The sequence below is a fragment of the Streptomyces sp. NPDC012825 genome (genome assembly GCF_042900925.1).
Lineage (GTDB): Bacteria > Actinomycetota > Actinomycetes > Streptomycetales > Streptomycetaceae > Streptomyces.
The window spans coordinates 320,689-341,137 of the sequence record NZ_JBIBBZ010000005.1 but is presented as its reverse complement, the minus strand read 5'-3'; the positions used below and the strand labels follow the sequence as shown (position 1 = coordinate 341,137).

General features: G+C 74.0%; 18 protein-coding genes. 9 read left to right on the top strand and 9 right to left on the bottom strand.

Translation table 11 applies throughout. The annotated features are described in order from the left end of the window. Positions 1-36: 36 nt before the first annotated feature. Together ACFY7E_RS15135 and ACFY7E_RS15130 are read right to left on the bottom strand one after the other, a co-directional pair. Positions 37-1,593 carry an ABC transporter substrate-binding protein gene (locus tag ACFY7E_RS15135; protein ID WP_389484785.1) on the bottom strand — a complete coding sequence of 519 codons (1,557 nt, stop codon included), beginning with the start codon at positions 1,591-1,593 and terminating at the stop codon, positions 37-39. 133 nt (positions 1,594-1,726) lie between these two features. Next, complete coding sequence (locus tag ACFY7E_RS15130; RefSeq protein WP_389484782.1) at positions 1,727-3,193, bottom strand: S8 family peptidase; 1,467 nt, start codon at positions 3,191-3,193, stop codon at positions 1,727-1,729. Between the two features lie 1,022 nt (positions 3,194-4,215). Here ACFY7E_RS15130 and ACFY7E_RS15125 point away from each other — a divergent pair. Then, positions 4,216-7,146 carry a LuxR C-terminal-related transcriptional regulator gene (locus tag ACFY7E_RS15125; protein ID WP_389484780.1) on the top strand — a complete coding sequence of 977 codons (2,931 nt, stop codon included), beginning with the start codon at positions 4,216-4,218 and terminating at the stop codon, positions 7,144-7,146. 30 nt (positions 7,147-7,176) lie between these two features. Here the strand turns inward: ACFY7E_RS15125 and ACFY7E_RS15120 are convergent, their stop codons facing one another. Then, positions 7,177-7,494: a hypothetical protein gene (locus ACFY7E_RS15120; protein WP_389484777.1), complete on the bottom strand. Its 318-nt coding sequence runs from the start codon at positions 7,492-7,494 to the stop codon at positions 7,177-7,179. A gap of 450 nt (positions 7,495-7,944) precedes the next feature. Between ACFY7E_RS15120 and ACFY7E_RS15115 the strand changes: the two genes are divergently transcribed. Both ACFY7E_RS15115 and ACFY7E_RS15110 read left to right on the top strand, forming a co-directional pair. After that, positions 7,945-9,156 carry a S1 family peptidase gene (locus ACFY7E_RS15115; protein ID WP_389484775.1) on the top strand — a complete coding sequence of 404 codons (1,212 nt, stop codon included), beginning with the start codon at positions 7,945-7,947 and terminating at the stop codon, positions 9,154-9,156. A 137-nt stretch (positions 9,157-9,293) separates the two neighbouring features. Next, on the top strand, positions 9,294-10,205 hold the full coding sequence (locus ACFY7E_RS15110; protein WP_389484772.1) for a hypothetical protein: 912 nt from the start codon (positions 9,294-9,296) through the stop codon (positions 10,203-10,205). Between the two features lie 34 nt (positions 10,206-10,239). Here the strand turns inward: ACFY7E_RS15110 and ACFY7E_RS15105 are convergent, their stop codons facing one another. Together ACFY7E_RS15105 and ACFY7E_RS15100 are read right to left on the bottom strand one after the other, a co-directional pair. Continuing rightward, positions 10,240-10,935: an ArsR/SmtB family transcription factor gene (locus ACFY7E_RS15105; protein ID WP_389484770.1), complete on the bottom strand. Its 696-nt coding sequence runs from the start codon at positions 10,933-10,935 to the stop codon at positions 10,240-10,242. An 18-nt stretch (positions 10,936-10,953) separates the two neighbouring features. Beyond that, a complete protein-coding gene (locus ACFY7E_RS15100; RefSeq protein WP_383441248.1) occupies positions 10,954-11,628 on the bottom strand; it encodes a TetR/AcrR family transcriptional regulator in 675 nt (224 codons plus the stop codon). A gap of 80 nt (positions 11,629-11,708) precedes the next feature. Between ACFY7E_RS15100 and ACFY7E_RS15095 the strand changes: the two genes are divergently transcribed. The 3 genes from ACFY7E_RS15095 to ACFY7E_RS15085 all read left to right on the top strand — a co-directional run bounded on the left by ACFY7E_RS15095 (position 11,709) and on the right by ACFY7E_RS15085 (position 13,938). After that, entirely contained in the window at positions 11,709-12,860 is a 1,152-nt protein-coding gene (locus ACFY7E_RS15095) for an acyl-CoA dehydrogenase family protein (protein WP_389484767.1), read from the top strand. Positions 12,861-12,922: 62 nt separating this feature from the next. After that, a complete protein-coding gene (locus ACFY7E_RS15090; protein ID WP_389484765.1) occupies positions 12,923-13,210 on the top strand; it encodes a YiaA/YiaB family inner membrane protein in 288 nt (95 codons plus the stop codon). A 101-nt stretch (positions 13,211-13,311) separates the two neighbouring features. Continuing rightward, positions 13,312-13,938: a TetR/AcrR family transcriptional regulator gene (locus ACFY7E_RS15085; RefSeq protein ID WP_389484763.1), complete on the top strand. Its 627-nt coding sequence runs from the start codon at positions 13,312-13,314 to the stop codon at positions 13,936-13,938. Here ACFY7E_RS15085 and ACFY7E_RS15080 read toward each other — a convergent pair. After that, entirely contained in the window at positions 13,929-14,390 is a 462-nt protein-coding gene (locus ACFY7E_RS15080) for a MaoC family dehydratase (RefSeq protein ID WP_389484761.1), read from the bottom strand. The genes ACFY7E_RS15085 and ACFY7E_RS15080 overlap by 10 nt on opposite strands. A gap of 143 nt (positions 14,391-14,533) precedes the next feature. Between ACFY7E_RS15080 and soxR the strand changes: the two genes are divergently transcribed. Beyond that, positions 14,534-15,019 (top strand): redox-sensitive transcriptional activator SoxR, encoded by a 486-nt coding sequence (gene soxR, locus ACFY7E_RS15075; RefSeq protein ID WP_389484759.1) that lies wholly within the window; start codon positions 14,534-14,536, stop codon positions 15,017-15,019. 72 nt (positions 15,020-15,091) lie between these two features. Here the strand turns inward: soxR and ACFY7E_RS15070 are convergent, their stop codons facing one another. After that, positions 15,092-15,709, bottom strand: a complete 618-nt coding sequence (locus tag ACFY7E_RS15070) for a hypothetical protein (RefSeq protein ID WP_389484757.1) — start codon at positions 15,707-15,709, stop codon at positions 15,092-15,094. A gap of 463 nt (positions 15,710-16,172) precedes the next feature. Beyond that, entirely contained in the window at positions 16,173-17,450 is a 1,278-nt protein-coding gene (locus ACFY7E_RS15065; RefSeq protein WP_389484754.1) for an exo-beta-N-acetylmuramidase NamZ domain-containing protein, read from the bottom strand. Positions 17,451-17,691: 241 nt separating this feature from the next. Between ACFY7E_RS15065 and ACFY7E_RS15060 the strand changes: the two genes are divergently transcribed. Beyond that, the gene (locus tag ACFY7E_RS15060; protein WP_389484751.1) at positions 17,692-18,513 is read left to right on the top strand and encodes an SDR family oxidoreductase; all 822 of its coding nucleotides are present in this window, start codon (positions 17,692-17,694) and stop codon (positions 18,511-18,513) included. A gap of 89 nt (positions 18,514-18,602) precedes the next feature. Continuing rightward, positions 18,603-19,196, top strand: a complete 594-nt coding sequence (locus tag ACFY7E_RS15055) for a TetR/AcrR family transcriptional regulator (protein WP_389484749.1) — start codon at positions 18,603-18,605, stop codon at positions 19,194-19,196. 36 nt (positions 19,197-19,232) lie between these two features. Here ACFY7E_RS15055 and ACFY7E_RS15050 read toward each other — a convergent pair whose 3' ends face one another. Beyond that, positions 19,233-20,447, bottom strand: a complete 1,215-nt coding sequence (locus tag ACFY7E_RS15050; RefSeq protein WP_389484746.1) for an acyl-CoA dehydrogenase family protein — start codon at positions 20,445-20,447, stop codon at positions 19,233-19,235. Positions 20,448-20,449: the final 2 nt, after the last annotated feature.

Below are 20,449 nucleotides of genomic sequence, written 5' to 3'. Positions count from 1 at the left end.
CCCCTGCCCCCACCCCGGAAGGCTGCCCTGCCCCGTCTACCGCTGCCGGCCCAGCTCCCACAGGCGCCACACGCCGCTGTCGTCCGCGACGAGGGAGTGGCCCCCGGTGACCGCCGGGCGGGTCACCACGTAACTCTTCTTCTGCCAGAGGGGCACCAGCGGGACGTCCTCCGCCACCACCCTCTGGATCGCCCGGAACCGCTCGATGCTCCTGTGGCGGTCGACGAACCGCTGCGTCGCCTCGATGGAACGGTCGATCCCGGCCGACGCGTAGCCGTTGTGCAGGGTGTTGTCGCTCCCCACCAGCGGCTGGACGAAGGTGTCCGGGTCGGGGAAGTCGGGACTCCACTGAAGGACGTACGCGTCGAACTCGCCGCTCTTGTAGCGTTCCTGGTACCTCACCCAGTCGGCCTCCTCGACCAGTTCGACCCGGAACAGGCCCCGCCTCTCCAGTTGCGCCTTCAACGCGCGCGCCTCGGCGGCGGCGCTGCCGAGCTGGTGGCCCAGTTTGATGCGTACGGGAGTGGACACGCCGGCGTCGCGCAGGCGGCGCGCCGCCCACCGCGGGTCCGACTCGGGGTAGACGTCGTAGAAATCGGTGCCGTGCCCGGTGACGCCCCGGGGGACGAGCGAGTAGAGCGGCGACACGGTGTCCTCGAACACCGTCTCCGCCAGCCGTCCCCGGTCGACGAGCGCGGCGACGGCTTCCCGGGCCGCGACACGGCCCAGCGGGCGGTGCGCCGGGCGCGTGTTCAGGACGAGGTAGCGGGCCACCGTGCTCTCCCCGACGGAGAGGCGCGCGTCCGGGTCCTCGCCGTTCTCCAGGGCCGCGAGGGTCGCGGCGGTGAGCCCGGCGTGGGCGACGTCGATCTCCCTCGCGTTCCAGGCCTTCTCCACCTCCTGGGAGGTCGCGTAGTAACGGATCTCGACCGGTTTGCCCTCCTTGGGGACGGCTCCCCGGTACGCGGGGTTCGGGACGAGACCGATCCGGTCCCCCTCCTCGTACGAGGAGAGGAGGTAGGGGCCCGACCCCGGGAAGGTCGGCAGCGTCCGGAGCCCGCTCCGGGGGAACTCGGCCGGGTCGACGATGGACCCCGCCGGCGTGGCGATCTTGGAGGGCCAGGTGGCGTCCGCCGTCGCGAGGTGGAAGGTCACGAAGGAGCCGCTCGCCTCCACGGAACGGAGGTTCGCGAACAGCGGAGAGGGCCCGAGGGGGTCCCGGATCTCCAGAACGCGGTCGAACGAGTGCTTCACGGCCGCGGCGGTGACCGGATGCCCGTTGGAGAACGTGAGGTCTCCGCGAACCTTGCACCGATAGGTGGTCAGGGGGCCGGTGAATCCGCACGATTCGGCCGCGTCGGGCCGGGGGACGCTCGCGCCCGGGTCGAAGGTGAGCAGGCTCTGGTAGATGTTGCTGTACAGCGCCCAGGACCCGCTGTCGTAGCCCCCGGCGGGGTCGAGGTGGGTGAGGCTGTTCGCCGTTCCGATGACGAGGGGCTCTTCCGCCGGGGCCGTCCACGGCAGCAGCCGGTACCCGCAGGCGGCCAGTAACACGCAGGCTCCCGCCGCGATGCCGAGACTTCTGCGCTTCATGTGATCGTTTTCCTTCTGCGTGGGGGGAGGGGGGAGGCGGGCGACCGGCGCGACACCGGACAGCCCCGGCGGGGGGAAGCCGCCGGGGCTGTTCGGGCATCAGGGGGAAGGGCCGGTCGGTGCGGGGCCCGGGTCAGCCGCCGCTGACGGCGCTCAGGGTCTTGGTCGCGTCGGAGAGTCCGGCGCCGCAGCCGCCGTCGCAGGTGCCGGGCAGGGCGCGCGTGTTGTTCTTGATGGTCTGCTCGATCTGGGCCGGGGTGAGGGAGGGGTTCTTCTGCTTCAGCAGGGCGGCCAGGCCCGCGATGTGCGGGGCGGCCATGCTGGTGCCCTGGTAGGAGGCGTACTTCTCCTTGCCCGGCGTGGTGGTTCCCGTGTTGAGGGTGGACCAGATGCCGTTGTTGGCACTGTCGGCGGTCTCGCCGCCGGGGGCGGTGACGTCGACGACCTGGCCGTAGTTGGAGTAGGCGGCGCGGTTGCCCTCGCGGTCCGAGGCGGCGACGGTGATGACGTTGGCGCAGCCGGCCGGGCTGTAGGCGGCGGCGTCGGTGTTGTCGTTGCCCGCGGACACGACGACGGTGGTGCCCCGGTCCCTGGCGCCCTTGAGGGCGGCGTTGTAGGCCTGGTCGCAGGTGAACTTGCCGCCCAGGCTCATGTTGATGACCGCGGCGCGGTTCTTGTTGGCGGGCACGCCGGTCACGGTTCCGCCCGACGCCCAGGTGATGGCGTCGACGATGTCGGAGGTCGTTCCGCCGCACCGGCCCAGGACGCGGACGGGCAGGATGTTCGCCTCGTGGGCGACGCCGACCGTTCCGTATCCGTTGGCCGCGGCCGCGATCGTGCCGGCGACGTGGGTGCCGTGCCAGGAGCTGTTCCGGTCGCCGGAGGGGACGGGGTTGCCGTACTCGTCCTTGCCGCACTCGCCGGTCTTCAGCCAGTCGCCGGCGTCGGAGGGGTCGTTGTCGCGGCCGCCGCCGTCGTTGGCCGTCCAGGTGTGGGAGATGAAGTCGTAGCCGGGCAGCAGCTTGGCGCTCAGCTCGGTGTGCCTGGTGATGCCGGTGTCGATGACCGCGACGGTGACGCCCTTGCCGGTGGCCTGCTTCCAGGCCGCAGGAACGTTCATGCCGGCCGTGGTCTCGTACAGGTCCCACTGGTAGCCGTACTCGGCGGGGTCGACGGCGGTGGCGTAGACCCGGCGATCGGGCACGACGTAGGCGACGTCGGGGTCGGCCAGGAAGGCGGCCGCGACCTTCTGCGCGTCCTGGACCTTGTCGGCCTCGGGCAGTTCGACCAGGGCGGCGCCCGTGCCCAGGCGGCGCTCGAAGGAGACCGGCTCGCCGGCCTTGCCGGCCTTGGCCTTGGCGTCCTTCACGGCCGCGTCGTTCGACGTGGCCTCCGCCGCGCCGGACTTGTACCCGACGATGAAGCCCTGGACGAGTTCGGTGGCGCCGGTGACGTCGGCGGCCACGGGGGCGGCGCCCCGACCGGCGTCGGTGGGAAGGGCCGCGTCGGAGGAGCCGCCGGCGAAGGCGACGCCGGTGCCCATCACCGCGGCGGCGGTCACGGCCGCGAGGGATATGCGGAGGGGGGTGAAACCGTGCACGTGGGTTCCTTTCGATCCGATCGGGCGGGTGGTCCGCCGTCTCGGGGTGGGGCAAACAGGGGAGCCGGGCACCGGATGCGCGGACGCACCCGTGCGCCCCGGCTCCTGTTTTCCGAGTGCCGCCCGTTCCTCGGTGGGGGGTGGTGGGGGGTGTGGGGCGGCAGTGGTGCGCACGAAGGGCGGGGAGCGGATCGCGCCCGTGGCCCGTCGTGGCGCGGCCGACCGCCGTGAAGGGCGGAAGATCGGCCGGTGGCGGAAACCTACGGACGGGAAGGGCGGAAGGACCATCCGGGTGCCCGTACATACGGACACCTATTTATTCCGGCGCGACGGCGCGTGCGTGACGGCCCCACTGGCCGGCGAGAGGCGGTCGCGCCACGGGCTCGGCCCCGGAGGGTTGATTGCGTATCCGTGGAACCGGCTTCCCGGATGTTCGGACGTACCGGGGGCCCCTAGGTTCGGGCATCGGCCGACCGGACTCGAGGGCCGTGCGGAAGGCGCGCCGGATTCCTCCAGCCTCGGTCGGCCTGTGCACGGGCGTGCGGAACGAGCTGTGCGCGCCGCCCTCGGGCAGTCCCGGCCGGACGGCACAGCGCCCTGCTTTTCGGCAGTCGGCCGGGCGTGCTCCGCGGTGCGCCCCGTCGCCGAAAGCTCTTCCGCACGCCCGGGCACGCACGCCCGTGAAACAACCGGGCCCCTGCGCGCGAGCACACGAGAATCCCCCCGCCGCCGACGGCGTGCGTCGTGACGGATTTCCGGTTTCGTACGGGGAGGACGGTGAAAATTCCGTTCCCGTGCCCGTGTGCTCGCGTGGCGACCTTGATACGGTGCCTTAATCGACTCGCGCGGACCGGCGCCCCGGGCGCGGAATTCCTTTCGCGGAATTCCCGCCGTACGGGATTCCCGCCGCGGGAGCCGCGTGGCCTCCGCCCTTTCCCGAAGTGCCGGCGGCCGGGCGGCGGCGCGGGACGCCGGTGCGGCGTGACCGGGCCGCCCGGAAGGAGGAGAGCGAGGATGACGACGTGATCGAGACGCGTGGTTCCGCTCTGCGGCCCCTGGCCCGCGCCCTCGCCGACGGAGGCGCCGAACCGGTGCTGCTGTTCGTCGAGGGCACCGCCGGCGCGGGGAAGAGCCGTCTGCTCCGGGAACTGGCCGACCTGCCGGGGACGGCGGACACGGCCCGGGTGCGGTGGCGGTGCGGAGCCGACGGCGGGCCGCCGGAGGAGGCCGAGCACCGGCGGACACCGGCCCTGTGGCTGGTGGACGACGTCCACCGCGCCGACGAGGACGAACTGCGCCGGGTGCGCCGGGTCCTCGAAGGACTGGCACCGGGCTCGGCGGCCGCCGTGACCTACCGCCCCGAGGAACTCCCCCCGCCCGGCCTGCCGCTGGGCGCTCCGCCGGTGGCGTACCCCTCGCGGCTGACGGTGCTCCGGCACCGGCTCGCGCCCTGGGACGAGGAACGCGTCCGCCGCGCCGCCGCGGAGGCGCTGGGCGAGGGCTGTACGGACGGAGCGGTGCGCAGGCTGCGCGAACTCACCGGCGGGGTGCCCCGGGTGGTCGTCGACCTCCTCGCCGTACTGCGCGAACAGCGGCCGGCGTTCACCGGCACGGCCGCCGAGGTGGAGGCGGCCGGCGTACCGGCCCGGCTCGCCGAGCTGGTACTGAGCCGCACGCACGCGCTGGCCCCGGCGCACCGGCCGGTGGTCTGGGCGGCCGCCGTCCTCGACGGCCCCGTCGCCCGCGACGAGCTGATCGCGGTCTCGGGCCTCGGAACCGCGACGGGGAACGAGGCCCTGCTGCGGGCCCTGGAGGTCGCGGCCCTGGCCGAGCCGGCCGAGGGCCGCTACGGCTTCGCCGTCCCGCTGGCCGCGCCCGCCGTACGGGCCTCCGTGCCCGGACCCGTCCGCCAGGACCTGCACGGGCGGGCGGCGGGCGTACTGAGCCGCGGACAGCCCGTGCCCTGGGCCGACGTGGCCGACCACCACAGGGCCGCCGGCCGGACCCGCGCATGGCTGAGAGCGGTGGAGAGGGCGGCCGGGACGGCGGCCGCGTCCGGCCGGCACCAGCAGGCCGTCACGCTCCTCGAACGGACGCTGGCCACGCCCGGCCTGCCCCTGCGGAGCCGGGCCCACCTGGCGCCGCTCCTCGCCCGCAGCGCGGTGACCGGGCTGCGCTCGGACCAGACCGTGGAGGTCCTCGGGCAGATCGTCCGGGACGCCTCCCTGCCCCCTGCCGTACGCGGGGAGCTGCGGCTCGACCTGGGGCTGATGCTGTGCAACCAGATGGGCCGCTTCCCCGAGGGGTGGCGGGTCCTGGAGACCGCCGCCGCCGAGCTGCGCGAGGTCCGGCCCGGCCTGGCCGCGCGCGCCATGGTGGCGCTGTCCAGCCCCTACTGGCCGGGCAGCTCCCTCGACGTCCACCGGGGATGGCTGGCCGAGGCCACCGCCGCGGCGGACGCCAGCGGGGACGAGCCCATGCGCACGGCGGTCCTGGCCGGCCGGGCGGGACTCGCCATGAGCTGCGCCGACCCGGGGGCCTGGGAGCTGGCGAAGGAGCTGCCCGCGGAGGACGCGGACCCCGCGTGCGCCCGGCAGGCGGCGCGCGGTCTGTGCAACACCGCGGACTTCGCGGTCTGGCTCGGCTTCTACGAGCGGGCGGAGGACCTCCTCGCGGCGGGGAGCGACCTGTCCGCCCGGAGCGGCGCGTCGTACATGGAGTACAACGCGCTGGGCACGCGGCTGCTCCAGGAGTGGTGGACCGGCCGGTGGCCGGGGCTCGCCGAGCGGTGCGAGGAGTTCGTCGCCGCGACCGCCGACATGCCGTTCATCGCCTCCGACGCCTACGTCGTGCGCGGCCTGATCGCCCTCGCCCAGGGGGACTGGGGAGAGGCGGCGACCTGGCTGTCCCAGCGGGGGACGATCGGGACGGAGGAACTGCCCGTGCCCCTGGCCGCGACGACGGCCGGCGCCCTGGTCCGCCTCGCCCTGGCCCGCCAGGAGGTGCCGGCCGCGGCGGAGCAGGCGCGCGCCGCCTGGGCGGTGGTGGCCGGGAAGGGCGTGTGGCCGTGGGCCGCGGAACTCGCGCCGTGGGCCGTGGAGGCCCTGGCGCGCGCGGGCGACGGGGCCGCGGCGCGCACCATGGTCCGGGACTTCTCCCGGGGCCTGGGCCGGGGCGACGCGCCCGCCGCCCGGGCCGCGCTCCTCTGGAGCCGGGCCGTGCTCGCCGAGACGGAGGCACCGGCCGGGGAGGGCCGCGACGGACTGCTGCGGGCCGCCGAGCTGTACCGGGAGGCCGCGGCGGCCTACGCGGAGCTGCCCCGCCCGTACTCCCGGACGCTCACCGCGGAGGCCGCCGCCCGCTGCGTGCTCGCGGCGGACACCGGGACGGACACCGGAGCGGATTCGGCGGGGGATTCAGCGGCGGTTCCAGCGGCGGACTCCGGCCCGGCACCGACGGAGACGGGGGACACCGCCGTACCGCCGAATCCGGTACCGGACCGGTCCGCCGCCATGCCCTCGGACCCGGTACCGGACCGGTCCGCCGTCGCGCCCTCGGACCCGGTCTCCGGCCGTCGCCCCTCCGCCGCACCGTCGGATCCGGGCTCCGAGTGTCCCGCCACCCTGTCGGCGATCGCCGAACTCGAGGACTGCGCCCAGCGCTTCACCGAGCTGGGCGCCGTCTGGGACGCGGCACGGGCCAGGGCCCTGCTGCGCACGCGCCGGCCGGCGAAGAAGGGCCGCCCTCCCGGCCGCCCCTCGCACGCCGACGGACTGTCCCCCCGGGAGGCGGAGGTGGCCCAGCTCGCGGTCTCCGGCCTGACCAACCGGGAGATCGCCGCGACCCTCCACCTCTCCCCCCGGACGGTGGAGCAGCACATCGCCCGCGCCATGCGCAAGACCGGGGCCCTCTCCCGCCGCGACCTCGCCCACCGGCTGGAGGGCACCTCCTGAGGGGCGGACCCACCGGCTGAGGGGCATCCCTCAGAAGGCGCCCCACCGGGGCGGAGCGAACCTGCTGGTCCGGAACGTCCCGTCGTGCTCCCAGGCGTCCACGGTCGCGGCCGTCCAGTCGAGCACCCAGCCGGGGCGCAGCCCGCGCGCTCCCCACCCGTCCGGGCGCCGGCGGGGTATCGGGAAACCCGCCCTCTGCGCGGCGACCGCCGTGTCGCAGGTCTCGCGCGCGATGCGGAGGGCGTCCGACCAGGTGTCGGCCGGCCCGGTGAAGACGTGCAGTCCGCACTGCTCGGGCCGTACGGAGTTCTTTATGGGGACATTGACCTGGAAGTAGACCTTGGTCATGGCGCCGTCTCCTCGGTTCGGAGCTTTCCCGCTCAGCGGGCTGCGACTCTTCGGGACCGCCCGACTGCTGATCGGATCCCGCCAGCCTACGAACCGGCCCGGGCCCTGAATATCCGGAAACGGCCGATCACCTATACGTATCCCGGTCTCCGAACGAAGCACGGGCGGTCTGTCACGTCGATCTGTCCGGTACCGCCCGAAGATCGGTGACAACATGCCGATCGGTGTCCGGTAAGACGCTTTCCCATTCAACCGGAGAGCCGTGAATTCTGTTAAAAATTCTCCGGTGCACGTCTCTTGAAGTTCTTTCGATCGCTACGCAATAGTTCGGATCACGGCGAGTCGATGACTCTTCGTCAGCCGGGAACCGCCTTTCGTCGGTGTGCTGTTGGCGCATTTCGGCGATAAACCCCCCATCGGGTTCCCGGTCGTCATCCGGAAGGAATCAACGTGCGTAACTCTCGTAAGTACCGCCTGGCCGCGGTGGGCATCGCGCTCTCGGCCTCGGCGGTCCTGGGGACCCAGGTCACGGCGCAGGCGCAGGACACGGCGTCCACCCCCCGCTACCAGCCCGAGATGGTCCGGGCGCTGGCCGCCTCGCTCGGCGTGAGCGAGAAGGCCGCGGTCGACCGCCTGGACCGGCAGGACGCCCAGCAGGCCACGCTCGCCCGGCTGAGGAAGAGCGGAACGGCCGGCGACGGCGCCTTCTTCGACGCCTCCGGCACGCTGACCGTCAACGCCGGCGACAAGGCCGAGGCGGCCAGGATCGAGAAGGCCGGCCTCGCCGCCCGGGTGCCCGCCCGCGGCCAGGCCGCGCTCGACGGGGTCAAGGCCGAACTCGACGCCCTCGCCGCCAAGAAGGTCCCCTCCGGGGTCGTCGCCTGGTCCGTGGACCTGGCCTCCGACAAGGTGACCGTCAAGGTGAACGACGACCGGGGCGCCGCCGCCAGGGCGTTCCTCGCCGCGGCCGCGAAGCACGGCTCCGCCGTCCGGATCGTGCGGGGCCAGGAGGAGCTCGCGCCCCAGGCCGCGATCTACCCCGGCAGCAAGATGACGATCAACAACACCACCGGCTGGTGTTCCGTCGGCTACGGAGCCCGTGACAGCTCCGGCTACCAGTACCTGGTGACCGCCGGGCACTGCGTCGCCAACCTGCCCACCCTGCGCTACGACGGGACGGCCTTCGCCAAGGGCTACAGGACCCGCTTCGCGGTCGGCACCCGCAGCGTCGACATGGGCATAGCGACCATCAACTCCGGTCACTCGATCACCACCGCCGTCGGCACCTGGGGCCAGGGCAGCACCAGCACGGTCGCCGTCAAGGGCAGCAGCCGCGCCGCGTCCGGCGCCGCGATCTGCAAGTCCGGCGCCACCACCGGCTGGACCTGCGGCACGATCGGCTCCTACAACAACAGCGTCACCTACAAGGACCAGAACGGCGGCCCCGACACGGTCGTCAACGGTCTCGCCACCTCCAGCGTCTGCACCGAGGGCGGCGACAGCGGCGGCGCGTACATCTCGGGCAACCAGGCCCAGGGCATGACCTCCGGCGGCCCGATCGGCCAGGAGTGCACCGGTGGGGTCAACTCCCGCGGCTCCTCGTACTTCCAGCCGCTCGACGACACCCTGCGCTACTACGGCCTGACGCTCAACACCAACTGAGCGGGTCCACAGCAGGACCGGCCGGGGGTCGCTCGCGGAACGAGGCGAGCGGCCCCCGGCTGCTTTCCCCCACAGCCCGGTCCACGCCCCCCGCAGTATCCCACAGCCCCCCACAGACCCGCCCGCTGGAAGACGCCATGCCGAACACCCCCCGCCCCGACGACCCGGACACGACGTTCGCGGCCGTGTTCAAGGAGGCCCTGAGGCGGCGGGGCCTCCCGCTGGACCGCGTACGCGACCACCTGGAGTCGTACGGGATCACCCTCAGCCTCGCCACCCTCAGCTACTGGCAGAGCGGCCGCAGCCTCCCGGAGAAGCCCCAGTCCCTGCGCGCCGTCGACGTCCTGGAGCCCTTCCTCGACCTCCCGAGCGGCACCCTGCGCTCGCTGCTGCGCCGCCGGCCGCGCGGCTGGGTCCCGCAGCACGACCCGGCCGCCGTCCGCGGCGTCTACGGCGAGGACTCCGACCTCGAGAAGATCCTCGGCGACGCCTTCCCGTACTTCAACGCCGGTCTGCGGCGACTGGTCGTCCACGAGACGGTGCGCGTGAACGAACACCGTCTCGTCGCCGAGATCCGCGTCACCGTCGCGGTCAGGGCCGTCCGCGACGACGCGCGGCACCTGACGGTCGTCCACACCCTGGAATCGGCGAAGGCCGACACGGTCGACCTCACCGTCCCCCACGGACCGCCTCCGCACATCCGCCGGCGGCCGGAGCTGAACTGCGTGATCGCCGAGATCCCCCTCGGCCGCCGACTGGCCAGGAACGAGACCGCGGTGATCGAGTACACGCTCCGCTCCACCGCCACCACGGGCGTCTCCCACCGCTACGAACGCCGCGTCACCACGCCCCTGCAGTCCTATCTGCTCCACGTGCGCTTCCACCCCTCGGCGGTCCCGTCGAAGTGCTGGCACTACTACTGCCGCCAGCTCGGGACCGAGCCCCGGAGCCGGCAGCTCGCACCCCTCGACGACTTCCGCGCGACGCACCTGCTGCCCGTGAAGTGCGCGCCGGGCGTGCACGGCGTCGAATGGCTCTGGACGGACTGAGACCCGGCGGGACTCCGCGCGACGGCCGGGACCGTCACCGCAGCACCCCCGGCGCGATGCCCAGACCGGCCCGCAGCGCCTCCTCGCCCGCCGGGGTCACCTTCACGGCCCGCCCGGACCCGATCCGTACGCACCACCCGGCGTCGAGCGCGTGGCGGCAGAGCGCGGCGCCCGCCGCGCCCGCGAGGTGCGGCCGGCGCTCGGTCCAGTCGAGGCAGCCGCGCGCGACGGGCCGCCGCCCCTTCCGTACGAGCACGATGCCCTGCTCGCCGAACCACGCCAGGCCCCGGTCCGTGAGCGCGAACCCGATGTCCTGCCGCAGCAGCCCCCGCGCCGTCAGCGCCTCGGTGAGCGCGGTGCCGAGCCGTCCGGCGAGGTGGTCGTAGCAGGTCCGGCCGCGGGCCATCGCCGCCCCGGCGTTCGCCTCCCGCAGCGAGCGGGGCCGCGCGGGCGCCGGGGGACCCGACCGGGCGGCCAGCTCCTCGACGAGGTGCGCGGTCCCGGGGCCGGCGAGCCGTACGTACCGGTGCCGGCCCTGCCGTTCCTCCGCGAGCAGTCCGCCCCCGACCAGCCTCCCGAGGTGCTCGCTCGCGGTGGACGGCGCCACCCCGGCGTGCCGGGCGAGCTCCCCGGCGGTCCAGGCCCGCCCGTCGAGCAGGGCGAGCAGGAACGCGGCGCGGGTCTCGTCCGCGAAGAGCGCCGCGAACGCGGCGAGGTCACTGGCTGCCATGACCCCAGGCTCCCGTACTCACCCTTCGGCGGCGGCCGAAGCGTCACGTGGCCCCGCCACCCGGGACGCGTACTGCGCGGCGAGGCCGTCCAGGAGCGCCCGCAGGCCCGTCTCGAAGGCGCCCTCGTCGACCTGCCGGCGGCGCTCCGCGAGCAGGTGCGCCTGGCCCAGGTGGGGGTACTCGGCGGGGTCGTACGCCGTCTCGTCGTCGACGAAGCCGCGGGCGAAGGAGCCGAGGGCGGAGCCGGTGACGAAGTACCGCATCAGGGCGCCGATGTACGTGGCCTGGGCCGGGGGCCAGCCCGCGCGGACCATCGCGCCGAAGACGGCGTCGGCGACCCGGAGCCCGGCCGGGCGGCGGCCGGGGCCCTGGGCGAGGACCGGGACGATGTGCGGGTGGTCGGCGAGGGCGGCGCGGTAGGAGACCGCCCAGTCGTGCAGCGCCGTCCGCCAGTCGCGGGGGTCGTCCGCCGCGAACATCGACAGGTCGATCTTCGCGCTCACCGCGTCCGCGACGGCGTCGAGGATCTCGTCCTTGGTGCGGAAGTGGTTGTAGAGCGAGGGCCCGCTCACCCCGAGCTCGGCCGCGAGCCGGCGGGTGGAGAGCGCGGCGAGGCCCTCCGCGTCGACCAGCGCGCCCGCCGTCTCGACGATGCGGTCTCGGCTGAGCAGGGGCTTGCGCGGTCGGGCCATGGCGCACATAGTAGGCCTGCGCTGCGAAAACTAGCAGTGGTAATTAAAGTGGTGGCCGAACGGAACGGTGAGGTGGCACGGTGGATCTGGCGCTGAGCGAGGAGCAGGAGGCCGCGCGGCGGCTCGCCGAGGACTTCGTCGCCCGGGAGGTGACCCCGCACGCCACCGCGTGGGACCGCGCGGAGGAGGTGGACCGGGGGATCGTGAAGAAGCTCGGCGCCGTCGGCTTCCTCGGCCTCACGATCCCGGAGGAGTACGGCGGCTCGGGTGGCGACCACCTCGCGTACTGCCTCGTGACCGAGGAGCTGGGCCGGGGCGACTCCTCCGTGCGCGGCATCGTCTCCGTCTCCCTCGGCCTGGTCGCCAAGACGATCACCTCCTGGGGGGATGAGGAGCAGAAGCGGACCTGGCTGCCCCGGCTCGCGTCCGGCGAGGCGCTCGGCTGCTTCGGCCTCACCGAACCGGGCACCGGCTCCGACGCCGGGAACCTGGCGACCCGGGCCGTGCGGGACGGCGGCGACTACGTCGTCAACGGCACCAAGATGTTCATCACCAACGGCACCTGGGCCGACGTCGTGCTGCTCTTCGCCCGGACGAACGACACCCCCGGACACAGGGGCGTCTCCGCCTTCCTCGTCCCCGCCGACGCCCCCGGCCTCACCCGCCGCCCCGTCCACGGCAAGCTCGGACTGCGCGGCCAGGCCACCGCCGAACTGGTCCTGGAGGACGTCCGCGTCCCGGCCGCCGCGATGCTCGGCCCCGAGGGCAGGGGCTTCGCCGTCGCCATGTCCGCCCTCGCCAAGGGCCGCATGTCGGTCGCCGCCGGCTGCGTCGGCATCGCCCGCGCGGCCCTCGACGCGGCCCTGCGGTACGCCGGGGAGCGCGAGCAGTTCGGAAAGCCGATCGCCTCGTACCAGCTGGTGCAGGAGCTGATCAGCGACATCTCCGTCGACGTGGAGGCCGCCCGGCTGCTCACCTGGCGGGTCGCCGACCTGATCGACCGCGGCCTGGACTTCGCCACCGCCGCCTCCCAGGCGAAGCTGTACGCCTCCGAGGCCGCCGTCCGCGCGGCCAACAACGCCCTCCAGGTCTTCGGCGGCTACGGCTACATCGACGAGTACCCGGTCGGCAAGCTGGTCCGCGACGCGCGCGTCATGACCCTGTACGAGGGCACCAGCCAGATCCAGAAGCTCGTCATCGGCCGGGCGCTGACGGGGATCTCGGCCTTCTGAGTACGACGCATGAGTACACGGACGGATGTGGCGCCCGCCACATCCGTCCGATGCTGTCCCCCATGAGCGACACACCGGTCAAGCAGCAGAACACCGCCGCCTACTCCACGCAGGCCGCCCTCTCCTTCGGTCTCGCGCTCACGGCCGTGGCCGTCGGCGTCTACCAGCTCGACGCCGGCGCCTGGGTGCGCGCCTTCCTCGCCGTCTCGGTCCTCTACCTCACGACCTCGGCCTTCACCCTGGCCAAGGTCGTCCGCGACCGCCAGGAGGCCGGCCAGATCGTCAGCCGGGTCGACCAGGCCCGCCTGGAGAAACTCCTCGCCGAACACGGCCCCTTCCAGAAGCTCTGAGCCCGCGCCCGGTCCCGCCCGTTCCCGTCAGTGGCGCTAAGCGCTTGCTCACCCTCGTTGATATGGTGTCCGTGCTGACGGGGACCGAGGAGGAGTGTGGGATGAGCGCGGCGGAGGAGACGCCCGGGGGCGAGGACGTGCCCTGGGGCGAGGTCACGCCCGAGGCGGCGCGGCGGCTGCTGGTGGCCGCCGTCGAGGCGTTCGCCGAGCGCGGCTACCACGCCACCACCACCCGGGACATCGCCGGCCGCGCCGGGATGAGCCCGGCCGCGCTCTACATCCACTACAAGACCAAGGAAGAGCTGCTCCACCGGATCAGCCGCATCGGTCACGACAGGGCGCTGGAGATCCTCCGGGCCGCCGCCGACGGCGGGGGCACGGCGGCCGAGCGCCTCGCCGACGCCGTCCGCTCCTTCGTCCGCTGGCACGCCGAGCGCCACACGACCGCCCGCGTCGTCCAGTACGAGCTCGACGCCCTCGGCCCCGAGCACCGCGCCGAGATCGTGGAGCTGCGCCGCGAGTCCGACGCGGCCGTGCGCCGGATCATCGACGAGGGCGTCGCGGCCGGCGAGTTCGACGTCCCCGACGTGGCCGGCACCACGGTCGCCGTGCTGTCCCTCTGCATCGACGTCTCGCGCTGGTTCACCGCCCGGGGCCGCCGGACGCCCGACGAGGTCGGCGCGCTCTACGCCGACCTCGTCCTCAGGATGGTCGGCGCTCAGAAGTAGTAGCGGGAGACCGACTCGGCCACGCAGACCGGCTTCTCGGAGCCCTCGCGCTCCACGGTCACCGCCGCCGTCACCTGCACGCCGCCCGTGACCTCCTCGACCCTCGCCAGGACGGCCGTGGCGCGCAGCCGCGAGCCGACCGGCACGGGGGCCGGGAAACGCACCTTCTCCGTGCCGTAGTTGATGCCCATCCGCACGCCCTCGACCGCCAGGACCTGCGGGACGAACACCGGCAGCAGGGACAGCGTCAGATAGCCGTGCGCGATGGTGGTGCCGAACGGCCCGGCGGCGGCGCGCTCCGGGTCGACGTGGATCCACTGGTGGTCGCCGGTGGCCTCCGCGAAGAGGTCGATCCGCTTCTGGTCGACCTCCAGCCAGTCGCTGTACCCGAGCTGCTCGCCGACCCTCGCGCGCAGCTCCTCGGCGGAGGTGAAGATCCTCGGCTCGGCCATGTCCCTGCTCCCTCTCGTCACGTTCCCTCCGGGCGCCCCGCACGCTCCGGTCGCACTGTCCAAGCGCTTGCTCAGCTTGTGGTGCGGAGGGTCCGCTGTCAACGCCCGGCCGGACGGCGGGGCGGTTCCCGTAGGGTCGCCGGGTGCCGCAGATTCCAGAGAAGATCCACGAGCTCACCGTCGGCCAGCTCTCCGCCCGCAGCGGGGCCGCCGTCTCCGCCCTGCACTTCTACGAGGCCAAGGGGCTCATCAGGAGCCGCCGGACCAGTGGGAACCAGCGCCGCTACGGCCGCGACACCCTCCGCCGGGTCGCCTTCGTCCGTGCCGCGCAGCGGGTCGGGATCCCCCTGGCCACCATCCGCGAGGCGCTCGCCCGGCTCCCCGAGGAGCGCACGCCCACCAACGAGGACTGGGCCCGCCTCTCGGCGGCCTGGCGCACCGAACTCGACGCGCGCATCCAGCAGCTCGGCCGCCTCCGCGACCACCTGACGGACTGCATCGGCTGCGGCTGCCTGTCCCTGGAGACCTGCGTCCTGTCCAACCCCGACGACGTCTTCGGCGAGCGGATGGCGGGCTCCCGCCTCCTCCCGGTACGCCGCCCGGCCCCGGCGGAGGGCGAGAACACCTAGGGCGGGGCCGGAACTCCCTCCCGCGCGCCGCGCGTCAGGGAGTTCCGGCCCCGCCCCGGGCGCCCCGCCGGGTCACGCCGCCGACGCCAGCCGGTGGTGGCCCCGGTCGGACCGCGCCCGGGCCAGGGCGGTCGAGGTGAGCACCGTCCGGGGGACGCCCACGCCGCAGTCGGCGCACACCGGGCCGTGCCACGGCTCGTACCGGTCGCCGGGCCCCGCCCACTCGATCCGGGGCCCCGCGCACACCGGGCACGCCTCGCCCGGGCCGCGCTCCAGGGCCGTGATCAGCCGCCGCAGCACCTCCGGCAGCGGGTCCGACGGATGCGTCTCGGGATCGCCGCACCGGACCACGCCGTTGCCGCCCCAGACCCGCCGGTGCCAGTCGTCGACCGCGCCGAGCCGGCGCAGCCCCTCGTGCTTCTCGCGCCGCCGCCGGGCGGCGAACTCCTCCTCGTACGCGAGCCACACGGCCCGCGCCTCCTCCAACTCGTCGAGCGCCGCCACGAGCCGCCCCGGGTCGAGCTCCCGGTCCTCGGGGCCGAACCTGTGCCTGCGGCACAGATGGTCCCAGGTCGCACGGTGCCCGTACGGGGCGAACCGCTCCAGACACTTGCGCAGGGAGTACCTGCGCAGTGCCGTGTCGCACCCCGGATCGCGCACCTGTCTCGCGAGACTCCGGAAACCGGCCATCTCCCGCCACCTCCGTCGCTGGTCCTTCCGCGGTATCAGAGGGACGAACGGGAAGCCGTCTGTGTTCCATCGAAATGCGGATGGCAGCCATCAGCGGGACGGAAGAGGCCCGTGGGACGGAGCGGAACCACTACGTCCGGCGGCCCGTCCCCGACGCCGCCACCACCCGGGCCGGCTCCGGGCGGCAGAGGTCGTCGTGCGAGCGGACCACCTCCGCGGTGTCCACGTTCACGCACCCCGCCCCCGGCACCCCCGTGCGCAGGACCGCCGCCGGACTCCGCGCCACCGTCCCCGGCACCGCCCGCGCCCCGCCGTGCCCGATCGCCCCCCGGCGCGGATCGTCCGCACCGGCGGGACCCGGGCCGTTCGCGACGGGAGTTCGGCGCGGCTCGGCGGACGCCACGGGGACGTTCCGCCCGCCCCCTCGGGACACGGGGGTCAACTCCCTTTCCCCGGGCGGCCCTCAGCGATAGAGCAGGTACTCCCTCCGTACCGCCCGGAAGGCCGCCAGGTCCGTCTGCCAGGCGCCGACGACCTCGTCCGTGTCCGCGCCCGCGTCGATCAGGGTCCGCACCCGGGTCGAGCCGGTCAGCCTGTCGATCCAGTTGTCCGGCCGCCAGGCGAAGCCGGGCCAGGAGCGGCGGGCGGTGACCAGGAGCGCGATCCCGGTCCGTACCGGGTCGAAGGCCTCCCGGTCGTGGACGTGCAGCTGCACCCCGCCCACCGTCCTCCCCTGGAACTTGGAGAAGGTCGGCGCGAAGTAGGCCTCGCGGAAGCGGACCCCGGGCAGGCCGAGCGCGTTCGCCGCCTCCGCCCACCGGCGGTCGATCCCCTCGGCGCCGAGGAGTTCGAAGGGACGGGTGGTGCCCCGGCCCTCGGAGAGGTTCGTGCCCTCGAAGAGGCAGGTGCCGGAGTAGACGAGCGCGGTCTCCGGCGTCGGCATGTTCGGGCTCGGCGGCACCCAGGGCAGCCCCGTGGAGTCGAAGAAGTCCGTCCGTCGCCACCCCGTCATCCGCACGGTCTCCAGGGCGACGGGCGCGGCCAGGAACTCCCCGTTGAAGAGCAGCGCCAGCTCGGCCACCGTCATGCCGTGCGCCTGCGCGATCGGCTCGCGCCCGACGAAGGTGGCGAACGCCCGGTCCAGGACGGGCCCGAGCGCCGCGCGCCCGGTCACCGGGTTCGGCCGGTCCAGGACCACGAACCGCTTCCCGGCGAGGGCGGCGGCCTCCATGCAGTCGTACAGCGTCCAGATGTAGGTGTAGAAGCGCGCGCCGGCGTCCTGGACGTCGAAGACGACCGTGTCCACCCCGGAGGCCGTGAAGACGTCCGCGAGCGGCCGTCCGCTCCTCAGGTACGTGTCGTAGACGGGCAGTCCGGTCGCCGGGTCGTCGTACCGGCCCTCCGAGCCGCCCGCCTGGGCCGTGCCCCGGAAGCCGTGCTCGGGGCCGAAGACGGCGATCAGGTCCACCCGTTCGTCGGCGTGCATCACGTCCACGAGGTGCCGGGCGTCGGGGGTCACGCCGGTCGGGTTGGTGACGACGCCGACCCGCTGCCCGTCGAGCGCCGCGTACCCGTCCGCCGCGAGCCGCTCGAAGCCGGTCCGCACCCGGCGCCGCCCGGTCTCCCGCCCCGGAGCCCCCGTCTCCCGGCCCGGCGTCCCGGCGGTGGCGGGGTGCGCGGTCGCCACCGCCGCCCCCAGGGCGCCTCCGGCGGCCAGCAGACCCCGTCGCGACAGACCCATGCGCGAACCTCCTCGATCGCGGCCCCGAGCGGGGCACATGACATGGGCACGCACGCTAGCGCTCCCGGCCGCCCGGGGGAACGAGGCGTGCGGAGGCCGTCCCCCGGCCGCCGACCCTTCCCTCCTCGCATACCGACCGGTTAGTCTGCCGGAGTCGTCGGCCCGGGGCCGACGTCCCGGGGGAGCCGGACGGGCCGGAGGGACCGGGAAACCGGAGAGTCGCGGAGAGGTGGGTCCAGACATGGACGCGGACACGGGCACGGGCGCGGACACAGGTACGGGTACGAGGGCGGGGACGGACCTCCGGGGCGCCGGCGTCGTCGTCACCGGCGCGGGCGGCGGCATCGGCGCCGCCCTCGCCCGCCGCTTCGCCGCCGAGGGCGCCCGCGTCGTCGTCAACGACCTGGACGCCGAGCGCGCCGAGTCCGTCGCCGCCGGGATCGGCGCCGTCGCCGTCCCCGGCGACGCCTCCGCCGTCGTCGCCGAGGCCCGCGAGGCCCTCGGCGGCACCGTCGACGTCTGGTGCGCCAACGCCGGCCTCTCCTCGCCCGGCGACGCCTTCGCCGACGAGGACGTCTGGGCCGCCGCCTGGGACGTCAACGTCATGGCCCACGTCCGCGCGGCCCGCGCCCTGCTCCCGGAGTGGCTGGAGCGCGGCGGCGGCCGCTTCGTCTCCACCGTCTCCGCCGCCGGGCTCCTCACCATGATCGGCGCCGCGCCGTACAGCGTCTCCAAGCACGGCGCGTACGCCTTTGCCGAGTGGCTCTCCCTCACCTACCGGCACCGCGGCCTCTCCGTGCACGCCATCTGCCCGCAGGGCGTCCGTACGGACATGCTCACCGCCGCCGGAAGTGCGGGCGAGCTGGTCCTCGCCCCCACCGCCATCGAGCCCGAGGACGTCGCGGACGCCCTGATCGACGCCATCGGCGCCGGCCGCTTCCTCGTCCTGCCCCACCCCGAGGTCGCCGGCTACTACCGCAACCGGGCCACCGACCCCGAGCGCTGGCTCGGCACCATGAACCACGTCCAGCGGACCTGGGAGACGGGCGCCGGTCGGTCGTAGTACCCGGCGAATGGGAAGATCTACCGGCGGGAACGCGTTCCCCGGACCGAAAACGATCACCGAGGAAGCACGAAGGAAGGCGGCGGAGCATGGCCAGGACGACGGAAGGGAACGGCGCCCCCGTCCCCCAGAGGCTCCTCGCCGCCGCCACCCGGCTCTTCGCGGAGCAGGGCTACGACCGCACCTCCGTCCAGGAGATCGTGGAGGCCGCCGGGGTCACCAAGGGCGCCCTCTACCACTACTTCGGCTCCAAGGAGGACCTCCTCCAGGAGGTCTACTCCCGGGTCCTGCGCCTCCAGCAGGAGCGGCTCGACGCCTTCGCCGACGCCGACGCGCCCGTGGAGGAGCGGCTGCGCGACGCCGCCGCCGACGTCGTCGTCACCACCATCGAGAACCTGGACGACGCCTCGATCTTCTTCCGCTCCATGCACCACCTGAGCCCGGAGAAGAACAAGCGGGTGAGGGCCGAGCGCCGCCGCTACCACGAGCGGTTCCGGGCCCTGATCGAGGAGGGCCAGAAGGCCGGGGTGTTCTCCTCCGCGACCCCCGCCGACCTGGTGGTCGACTACCACTTCGGCTCCGTGCACCACCTGTCCACCTGGTACCGCCCGGACGGCCCCCTCAGCCCCGAGCAGGTCGCCGGTCACCTCGCCGGCCTCCTGCTCCGGGCCCTGCGCCCCTGACCGCACCCGCCCCGGGGTGCGGCCCCACGGGCACTCCTACAGGTACTTCTTCAGCTCCCGGCGCGCCAGGGACCGCTGGTGCACCTCGTCCGGCCCGTCCGCCAGCTTCAGCGTCCGCGCCGCCGCCCACAGCTCGGCCAGCGGGAAGTCCTGCGACACCCCGCCCGCGCCGTGCGCCTGCACGGCCTTGTCGATGATGTCGACCACCGCGCGCGGCGTCGCGATCTTGATGGCCTGGATCTCGGTGTGCGCGCCCCGGTTGCCGACGGTGTCCATGAGCCACGCCGTCTTGAGGACCAGCAGCCGCAACTGCTCGATGGTGACCCGGGCGTCCGCGATCCAGTTCTGCACGACGCCCTGCTGGGCGAGCGCCTTGCCGAAGGCGGTACGGGAGACCGCGCGCCGGCACATCAGCTCCACGGCCCGCTCGGCCATGCCGATCAGCCGCATGCAGTGGTGGATGCGGCCGGGGCCGAGCCGGGCCTGGGCGATGGCGAAGCCGCCGCCCTCCTCGCCGACGAGGTTCGCGGCCGGGACGCGCACGCCGTCGAAGAGCACCTCGGCGTGGCCGCCGTGGTAGTGGTCCTCGTACCCGTACACCTTCATCGCGCGCCGCACCTCGACGCCCGGGGTGTCGCGCGGCACCAGGATCATCGACTGCTGGCGGCGGGGGTCGGCGCCGTCGGGGTCGGTCTTGCCCATGACGATGAAGATCTCGCAGTCCGGGTTCATCGCCCCGGAGATGTACCACTTGCGCCCGTCGACCACGTACGAGTCGCCGTCCCGCCGGATCCGGGTCTCGATGTTGGTGGCGTCGGAGGAGGCGACCTCGGGCTCGGTCATCGCGAACGCCGAGCGGATCTCACCCGCCAGGAGCGGCTCCAGCCACCGCTTCCTCTGCGCCTCGTCGCCGAACTGGGCGAGCAGCTCCATGTTCCCGGTGTCCGGGGCGGCGCAGTTGAGGGCGGTCGGGGCCAGCTGCGGGCTGCGGCCGGTGATCTCGGCGAGCGGCGCGTACTGGAGGTTCGTCAGCCCCGCCCCGTACTCGGCATCGGGCAGGAAGAGGTTCCACAGGCCCTGCCGCTTGGCCTCGGCCTTCAGCTCCTCGACCACCGCCGGGGTGTCCCACGGGGAGGCGAGCAGGGCCCGCTGCTCCTCGGCGACGGCCTCGGCCGGGTAGACGTGCCCGTCCATGAAGGCGAGCAGCTTCGCGCGGAGCTCCTCGGTGCGCGCGTCGTAGGCGAAGTCCATGG

What these genes read in the sequence shown, in the direction of transcription:
- ACFY7E_RS15110 (WP_389484772.1), top strand. Translation starts at nt 9,294, where the DNA reads ATGCCGAACACCCCCCGCCCCGACGACCCGGACACGACGTTCGCGGCC.
- ACFY7E_RS15135 (WP_389484785.1), bottom strand. Translation starts at nt 1,593, where the DNA reads ATGAAGCGCAGAAGTCTCGGCATCGCGGCGGGAGCCTGCGTGTTACTG.
- ACFY7E_RS15085 (WP_389484763.1), top strand. Translation starts at nt 13,312, where the DNA reads ATGAGCGCGGCGGAGGAGACGCCCGGGGGCGAGGACGTGCCCTGGGGC.
- ACFY7E_RS15055 (WP_389484749.1), top strand. Translation starts at nt 18,603, where the DNA reads ATGGCCAGGACGACGGAAGGGAACGGCGCCCCCGTCCCCCAGAGGCTC.
- ACFY7E_RS15060 (WP_389484751.1), top strand. Translation starts at nt 17,692, where the DNA reads ATGGACGCGGACACGGGCACGGGCGCGGACACAGGTACGGGTACGAGG.
- ACFY7E_RS15100 (WP_383441248.1), bottom strand. Translation starts at nt 11,628, where the DNA reads ATGGCCCGACCGCGCAAGCCCCTGCTCAGCCGAGACCGCATCGTCGAG.
- ACFY7E_RS15070 (WP_389484757.1), bottom strand. Translation starts at nt 15,709, where the DNA reads ATGGCCGGTTTCCGGAGTCTCGCGAGACAGGTGCGCGATCCGGGGTGC.
- ACFY7E_RS15120 (WP_389484777.1), bottom strand. Translation starts at nt 7,494, where the DNA reads ATGACCAAGGTCTACTTCCAGGTCAATGTCCCCATAAAGAACTCCGTA.
- ACFY7E_RS15105 (WP_389484770.1), bottom strand. Translation starts at nt 10,935, where the DNA reads ATGGCAGCCAGTGACCTCGCCGCGTTCGCGGCGCTCTTCGCGGACGAG.
- ACFY7E_RS15065 (WP_389484754.1), bottom strand. Translation starts at nt 17,450, where the DNA reads ATGGGTCTGTCGCGACGGGGTCTGCTGGCCGCCGGAGGCGCCCTGGGG.
- ACFY7E_RS15090 (WP_389484765.1), top strand. Translation starts at nt 12,923, where the DNA reads ATGAGCGACACACCGGTCAAGCAGCAGAACACCGCCGCCTACTCCACG.
- ACFY7E_RS15050 (WP_389484746.1), bottom strand. Translation starts at nt 20,447, where the DNA reads ATGGACTTCGCCTACGACGCGCGCACCGAGGAGCTCCGCGCGAAGCTG.
- ACFY7E_RS15080 (WP_389484761.1), bottom strand. Translation starts at nt 14,390, where the DNA reads ATGGCCGAGCCGAGGATCTTCACCTCCGCCGAGGAGCTGCGCGCGAGG.